Genomic DNA, 7,566 nt, shown 5'->3' on the forward strand with positions numbered 1-7,566 from the left:
AGGGGGTGTGACCTCAGGCGACGCCGAGGTAGGCCTCGCGCACCGTCGGGTCGTCGAGCAGCCCAGCACCCGAACCGGTCTTCACGATCCGACCGGTCTCCAGGACATAGGCCCGGTCGGCGCGCGAGAGAGCCTGCTTGGCGTTCTGCTCCACCACGAGGATCGTCGTCCCTTGCTCCGCGATCTCACTGATGATCGAGAAGATCTGCTGGATCAGCATCGGCGCGAGACCCATGGACGGCTCGTCGAGCAACAGCAGCTTGGGTCGCGACATGAGGGAACGGCCGATGGCGAGCATCTGCTGCTCACCGCCGGACATCGTGCCGCCCACCTGCTTGCGGCGCTCCTTCAACCGGGGGAAGAGCCCGAAGACGCGGTCGAAGTCCTCCGCGATCCCCTGCTTGTCCTTGCGGGTGTAGGCCCCCATGTCGAGGTTCTCGGTCACCGTCATGCCCGGGAAGACGCCCCGGCCCTCGGGTGTCAGGCAGAGTCCCTTGCGCATGCGCTGGTCGGCGCGGAGCTTGGTCACGTCCTCGCCGTTGAAGGTGATCCGCCCCGAGGAGAGGCCACGGACCCCGGAGATGGCCCGCATCGTCGAGGTCTTGCCCGCACCGTTGGCGCCGATCAGGGCAACGACCTCCCCCTCGTTGACCTCGAGGCTGATCCCGTGGAGGGCCTCGATCTTTCCGTAACTGAGGACGACATCCTCAAGCTTGAGCAGCATCGTCCGGCTCTCCTAGGTAGGCAGCAATGACCTTGGGGTTGCGGGCGACCTCTTCAGGCAACCCTTCAGCGATCTTCTGTCCGAACTCGAGCACGACGAGACGGTCGGTGACGCCCATGACCAGCTTCATGTCGTGCTCGATCAGCAGCACGGTCTGACCCTTGTCGCGGATCCGCCGGATGAGGTTCATCAGGTCGGCCTTCTCGGCCGGGTTGAAGCCGGCGGCCGGCTCGTCCAGGCAGAGCAGCTTGGGCTCGGTGGCGAGGGCGCGAGCAATCTCGAGCCGCCGCTGGTAGCCGTAGGGCAGGTTGCGTGCCAGCTCGTGCGCGCGGTCGGCAATGCCGACGAAGCGCAGCATCTCCATCGACTTCTGGCGCCCGGCCCGCTCCTCGAGCGCGTGCCGGCTGATCCCGAAGGTCTTGGCCAGGCTGCGCTTGAGCGGGTTGTCCGGGAGCTCGTGCTCCTTCGGCTTGACGCGGTAGAGGCGGAACAGGGTGCCCATCACGCTGGTCTTGTGTCGCGCGTCGGCCCCCACCATCACGTTCTCCATCGCCGTCATCTCCGGGAAGAGACGGATGTTCTGGAACGTGCGGGCGATGCCCATGGCGTTGATCTTGTGGGGCTTGACCCCACTGACCCGGTCGCCGTCGAAGAGGATCTCGCCGGACGTCGGGGTGTAGACCCCGGTCATCACGTTGAAGCACGTGGTCTTGCCGGCCCCGTTGGGGCCGATCAGACCGAGGATCTCCCCCCGCCGGATCTCGAAGGCCACCTCGTCGAGGGCGACGACACCGCCGAAGCGCAATGTGACGTTGTCGACGACGAGGATCGCGTCGCCGGAACTGTCAGCCTTGTGCGCGCCGGTTTCCATGGTCTGCTCAGACATCGGCAGCCGCCTCCTCTGCTTCGTGCTTGCGGTCTTCGAACTCTCTGGCACGCCGTCGGCTCGGAACGAGGCCCTGCGGCCGCAGCACCATCACCAGGACCATGGCCACGCCGAAGGCGAACGGTCGCCAGTCATCGAAGCCGCGGAACCGTTCCGGCAGGTAGGTGATCAGGAAGGCCCCGAGCATGACGCCCACCATGTTGCCCGAGCCGCCGATGACGACCATGGCCACGAACAGGAAGGACAGGTTGAGCGCGAAGCCGGTCGGCTCGACATAGGCCTGCTTGCTGGCAAAGAGCAGGCCCGCCATGGCTCCCAGTGCCGCACCGATGGCGAAAGCCCAGAGCTTGAACTTGAAGGCGTCGACTCCCATCACGGCAGCAGCGTCCTCGTCCTCGCGGATGGCCAGCCAGCCTCGGCCGACGCGGCTGTCCTCGAGACGTCGGGTCATGAACATCAGCAGGATGAGGACAGCCAGGGCCAGCCAGTACCAGTGGGCCGACTCGATGCTGGAGAAGTAGTTGTCGCTCGGCTCGGGCGGACGCGGGACGCCGATGATGCCAGCAGGACCGTTGGTCACGGCGTCGACGTTGCGCGAAAGGATCCGGATGATCTCGCCGAAGCCCAGGGTGACGATGGCGAGGTAGTCGCCGCGCAGACGCAGCGTCGGTGCGCCCAGGGCTACACCGGAGATCAGGGCAACCGCCAGGGCCAGCGGAATGCAGAGGGCGAAGGGAACTGCCCAGCCCTCCGAGAGACCGAACTTGTCCGCGATCAGCTTGGTCACCGGCGACGACGGGGAGCCGAAGATCGCCACCGTGTAGGCCCCCAGCGCGTAGAAGCCGATGTAGCCCAGGTCGAGCAGGCCGGCCAGGCCGATCACGACGTTGAGGCCGATCGCGACGATCATGTAGATGACGACCAGGAAGAGCACGCCGGCCCAGTCGGAGCCGCCCGAGGTGAGGTCGGTCCGGACCAAGGCGAACGGCAGGATCGTGAGGTAGGGCAGGTAGAACGCGAAGGACACCAGCGCCAGGACGATGGGCACCTTGCCCCAGAGCGGCAGCGCCGCAAACCGGTCCGCGATGCCGAGGCTGGGCAGCCCCATGAAGCCGGCCTTGCGGTCCCCCGCGACCGACGGCCCTTCGGTCGTGTAGTTGTAGTCGTTGTCGCCGTCACTGTCACTCATGCGCGTGCCTTTCCGAGCGATTCACCCAGCAAGCCGGTGGGCTTGAACATCAGAACCAGCACCAGCACGATGAACGCGGTGACGTCGGCCCAGCTGGAGTTGAAGACGGTGGAGGCGTAGACCTCCACGATGCCGAGGAGCAGCCCTCCGACGAGAGCTCCGCGCAGATTGCCGATCCCGCCGAGCACGGCGGCCGTGAAGGCCTTGATGCCGATGATGAAGCCGATGTCGAACTTCGTGAGGTCGAAGGCGATCGTGTAGAGCAGGGCTGCGACACCGGCCATGGCGCCACCGAGGACGAAGACCAGCATGATGACCCGGTCCTGGTTGACCCCCATGAGAGCAGCAGTGTCGGCGTCCTGGGCCACGGCCCGGACCCCACGACCGAGGCGGCTCCTGTTCACGAACTGGTCGAGCGCGACCATCATCAAGATGGCGCCCACGACGATGAAGACCTGGACGTTGGTGATGCGCACGCCACCGACGTCCAGCAGCACGACCGTCTGGATCGGGGAGGGTACGTTCACCGGCGCCCGACCGAAGGGCGGGCCGAAGAAGAACCGCAGCACGTGGCCGAAGATCTCGACGAGCACCAGCGAGCAGCCGATGGCGGTGATCAGGAAGATGAGGGGCGGCGCGTTCTTCTTGCGCAGCGGCTTGTAGGCGATCCGTTCCACGGCCAGCGCGACGGAGGCCGAGGCGACGACCGCTGCGACGAGCGCCGCCAGCGTGGCGAAGATGACCATGCCCATGCCCGAGGCCTCATCGGCACCGAGAACGGTGTAGACGCCGAGGACGGTCCACGTCCCGACCATGAACACCTCGGAGTGCGCGAAGTTGATGAGCCGCAGCACGCCGTAGACCATTGTGTAGCCGAGGGCGACCAGGGCGTAGACCGAGCCCTTGGTGAGACCGTCGAGGGTGTGACCCCCTAGATCGCCGAACAAAGCGTTGAAATCCATGTACCTCTCCGAAGACCTGGGGGATCTCCCGGGGGTGGCCACCGGGAAACGTCAGTCACGAGGGCGGCCGGGCTCTCGCCCGACCGCCCCGTGACTAGATGAAACTGATCAGCTGAGCGAGATCTCCTGGTCGGGCACGAGCTGCCCGTCCACGACCTTGTAGGCCCAGATCACGACGTTCTCGACGGCAACGTCACCGTTCTCGTCGAACGCGATCTGCTTGGTCAGGCCCTCGGCGTCGTAGTTGTCCACGAACTCCTCAACCTCTTCGCGGGTGCGAGCGCCGTCCTCGATGGCGTCGAGGAAGATGCTCATCGCGTCGAAGCCCTCAGCGGCGTATGCGCCGGGCGCCTCGCCGGTCTCGGCCTCGAAGTCCTCAGCGAAGGTGCCGCCCTCGATCGGGACACACGGGCAGGTGACAATCGCACCCTCGCCGGCCTTGCCGGTCGCCTCGCCGAAGCCGGCGCCGTACAGACCGTCGCCACCGATGAACGGGGCCTCGATGCCGGCGTCGCGGATCTGCTTGAGCAGCGGCGAAGCCTCAGTGATGTAGCCGCCGTAGAAGATCGCGTCAGGCTCCTCTGCCTCGATCTTGGAGATCGTCGGCGAGAAGTCCGTCTGCGCGACCTGGGTCTTGTCGCTGCCAGCAACGAGGTCACCCAGCTCGTCAGAGACCTTGGCAGCCAGCGGCTCACCGTAGGCGTCGGAGTTGTCAATCACGAAGACGTTCGTGGCGCCCATGACGTCGCTGAGGTACTTGGCGATCGCCGCACCCTGGACGTCGTCATAGCCGACAACGCGGTGGAAGACCGGGGAGGGCTCGTCCTGCGTCAGGTCGGTCGCCGTGGCGGACTGGCTGATCATGGTCAGGCCGGCGTCGCCGAAGATGGCCTTGGTCGCACGGGTCTCACCGGAGAAAGCGCCGCCCATGACGCCCAGGAACGTGTCGTCCGTGGCCATCTTGGTCGCGACCGGGGTCGCCTTGGCAGGGTCACCTTCGGTGTCGAACTCGACGATCTCGATGTTGCAGTCCGGGTTCTCCTCGCTCCACTGCGACAGCGCGAGCTTCGCGCCATCCACAGAGGGCAGCACGATGCTGGAGTTGGCGCCCGAGAGGGCACCCATGACCCCGATCTTGCCATCACAGTCGCCGCCGGCGGCGTTGTCGTCTTCAGTGGAGCCACAGGCCGTAGCCGTGACGGTCAGGGCGAGTGCGAGTGCACCCAGCCCAGCTCGAGTGTTGAGCCTCAAGGCCTTCTACCTCTCGTCAGGTCCTCGGCTCGACTACCGAAGACGCAGAGTTCTCAAAAGTTCGCGGCCAGCTCGCGAGTCAGCCACGCCCCTTCGGAGCGGAAACGTACACCTCTCGGGGCGCCTCCGTCAGCAGCATCGGCGCCAGTCGCAGAAACATGGTCAATCCGTTATCTAGTGATCCACGTCTCACGGCCCCGATGCGCCACCGGGGCCGTGCTCGACGACTCCTTCGGCGACCTGTCGCATCGAGAGTCGCAGATCCATCGCGGTCTTCTGGATCCAGCGGAATGCGTCGGCCTCGCTCAGCCCCAGCTGCTGCTGGAGCACGCTCTTGGCGCGCTCGACGGCCTTGCGGGTCGCCAGGGACTCGTGGAGGTCTGCCACCTCCTGCTCAAGGATGGCGACCTCGGCAAAGCGGCTCAGCGCCATCTCGATGGCTGGCACCAGGTCGGATCGGGTGAACGGCTTGACCAGGTAGGCCATCGCTCCGGCGTCCCTGGCCCGCTCGACGAGGTCACGCTGGGAGAAAGCGGTCAGGATGACGACCGGCGCGATCCGCTCGCCGGCGATCTGCTCGGCGGCAGCGATACCGTCCAGGACGGGCATCTTCACGTCGAGGATCACCAAGTCGGGGCGTTGCGCGCGGGCGAGCTCGATGGCCTGCTGTCCGTCGCCCGCCTGGCCGACGACGTCGTAGCCCTCCTCCTCCAGCATCTCCGCTAGATCCATCCGGATCAGGGCCTCGTCCTCGGCGATGACGACGCGACGGCGAACGGGTGGGGCAGCAGGCTCGGTCACGGCGACAAGGCTAGTCGGAGGAACTCGTTTGCTCTGTCCTTGTCTCGGGCGTTGCGGTGTAGGAGGTCGCCTGACGACCTGAACATGCGCGCATAGATTCCATCTTGCTTCACCAGCGCCTGGTGGCTTCCGGCCTCGGCGACGCGGCCATCTTCGGAGAACCACGATCACCAACGACGGGGGGTAGCGGCCCCACCCAACTGAGTCTGCGCTCTCGGTCCCGTCGCCGACCAAGAAGCAGCTGTTCGGCGGAATCAGCCCGCCCTCAGGAATGTTGTCCGCCCCTGGGCGTCCGGGGGCCAGCATGGCGAGCACATCGGCCTTCGTCAGCCAGTCGCCCGGCAACGCCACCACCCGCTTCACGAACAAGTCAGGTAGATCGCCACGCTCGGACTTGTCGTGCTGCCGGCCGGAGCGCGTGCCGAGTTCGCGTTCCGCGTGGACGGTCGGGGAAGAATCGACTTCGTCCGACGACCCCGTCATCGTCCCGGTGTATGCCGCTGGTGGCAAGACTGCGAGCACAACGTCACCACGACGGACCGCAACGCCACGGCAACGAACTAGTACGAGCGACGGTTCCATGCTCGCGCCGGTCACCGTCACCAGACGAAGACGCCACCGTGCCCCGGCAACCACCAGTGCGGTCAACGAGGCCAGCAGGAGCATCACCTGGGCGAGACCGCGTCGCGTTCCCAGCCCCTTCCTCACAGCTAGTGGTCCGCGTGGGAAATAGCCATTGGGTTTGTGGCGTGAAATCATGTGGGCATGGCGAATCGACCTGCCCCTCCCTTGGTGCTGCGTGATGGTGACCGCGAGAAGCTCGAGAGATTGACCCGGGCGAGGACCGTGTCGGCCGGGGCCGCGCAGCGGGCACGGATCGTGTTGCTGGCAGCTGACGGGGTCGCCAACGATCAGATCTGTGAACTCGTGGGGTGTGCCCGGCAGAAGGTGATGCAGTGGCGGGCCCGGTACGTCGAGCGGGGCATCGCTGGTCTGGCCGATGCGAAGCGGCCCGGTCGTCCGCGCACGATCGACCCCCGCAAGATCGTGACCGAGACACTGAAGCCCCCGCCGAAGAACCTCGGTGTCACGCACTGGTCGACACGGCTGCTGGCCAAGAAGTTGGGGGTCAGTGACTACACGGTCGCCAAGGCGTGGCGCGACTACGGCGTGCAGCCCTGGCGCTCGGAGTCGTTCAGGTTCTCCACCGATCCCGAGCTCGAAGCGAAGGTCATCGACATCGTCGGGCTCTATCTGAACCCGCCCGAGAACGCGATCGTGCTCTCGATCGATGAGAAGTCCCAGATCCAGGCGTTGGACCGCACGATGCCGGTCCTGCCGATGCAGCCCGGGCTGATTGAGCGCCGCTCGCATGACTACGTCCGCCACGGTACGACGACGCTGTTCGCCGCCTTGGAGATCGCGACCGGCCAGGTCACCGCTTCGCTGAAGCCGCGGCACCGCAACCAAGAGTTCGTCGCGTTCCTCAAGCAGATCGAGCGCGCCTACCGTCACGTCGTTGACGAGGACGGCGAGCCCCTCGACCTGCACCTGGTGATGGACAACTACGCCGCACACAAGCACGCCAACGTCAACGCCTGGCTCGCTGAGAACCCACGGTTCAAGGTCCACTTCACCCCCACCCACGCCTCGTGGATGAACCTCGTCGAGGTCTGGTTCTCCCTCGTCGAACGCCAAGCGATCCGCCGCGGTGTCTTCACCTCGGTCAAGGACCTCAACACCAAGATCCGCG

At 66.0% G+C, this 7,566-nt stretch carries 7 protein-coding genes; 1 reads left to right on the top strand and 6 read right to left on the bottom strand.

Going from position 1 to position 7,566, the window contains the following annotated elements:
• Window positions 1–13: 13 nt before the first annotated feature.
• From VNJ48_RS11700 to VNJ48_RS11725, 6 genes are all read right to left on the bottom strand, one after another.
• Entirely contained in the window at window positions 14–721 is a 708-nt protein-coding gene (locus tag VNJ48_RS11700) for an ABC transporter ATP-binding protein (protein WP_349255867.1), read from the bottom strand.
• Window positions 708–1,610, bottom strand: coding sequence for an ABC transporter ATP-binding protein (locus VNJ48_RS11705; RefSeq protein ID WP_325602253.1), 903 nt, complete (start codon window positions 1,608–1,610; stop codon window positions 708–710). Before VNJ48_RS11705 ends, VNJ48_RS11700 begins: the two co-directional genes overlap by 14 nt.
• On the bottom strand, window positions 1,603–2,799 hold the full coding sequence (locus VNJ48_RS11710; protein ID WP_325602255.1) for a branched-chain amino acid ABC transporter permease: 1,197 nt from the start codon (window positions 2,797–2,799) through the stop codon (window positions 1,603–1,605). The genes VNJ48_RS11705 and VNJ48_RS11710 overlap by 8 nt, the downstream gene beginning before the upstream one ends.
• Window positions 2,796–3,761: a branched-chain amino acid ABC transporter permease gene (locus VNJ48_RS11715; RefSeq protein ID WP_325602257.1), complete on the bottom strand. Its 966-nt coding sequence runs from the start codon at window positions 3,759–3,761 to the stop codon at window positions 2,796–2,798. The genes VNJ48_RS11710 and VNJ48_RS11715 overlap by 4 nt, the downstream gene beginning before the upstream one ends.
• A gap of 108 nt (window positions 3,762–3,869) precedes the next feature.
• Window positions 3,870–5,012, bottom strand: coding sequence for a branched-chain amino acid ABC transporter substrate-binding protein (locus tag VNJ48_RS11720; RefSeq protein ID WP_325602259.1), 1,143 nt, complete (start codon window positions 5,010–5,012; stop codon window positions 3,870–3,872).
• Window positions 5,013–5,201: 189 nt separating this feature from the next.
• Window positions 5,202–5,813, bottom strand: a complete 612-nt coding sequence (locus VNJ48_RS11725; protein WP_325602261.1) for an ANTAR domain-containing response regulator — start codon at window positions 5,811–5,813, stop codon at window positions 5,202–5,204.
• Window positions 5,814–6,578: 765 nt separating this feature from the next.
• Here VNJ48_RS11725 and VNJ48_RS11730 point away from each other — a divergent pair.
• On the top strand, window positions 6,579–7,566 hold a 988-nt coding region (locus VNJ48_RS11730; protein WP_325602263.1), incomplete at its 3' end, for an IS630 family transposase.

Origin of the sequence: Nocardioides sp. (assembly GCF_035576065.1) — a bacterium.
In the GTDB taxonomy this organism is placed as follows: Bacteria; Actinomycetota; Actinomycetes; order Propionibacteriales; family Nocardioidaceae; genus Nocardioides.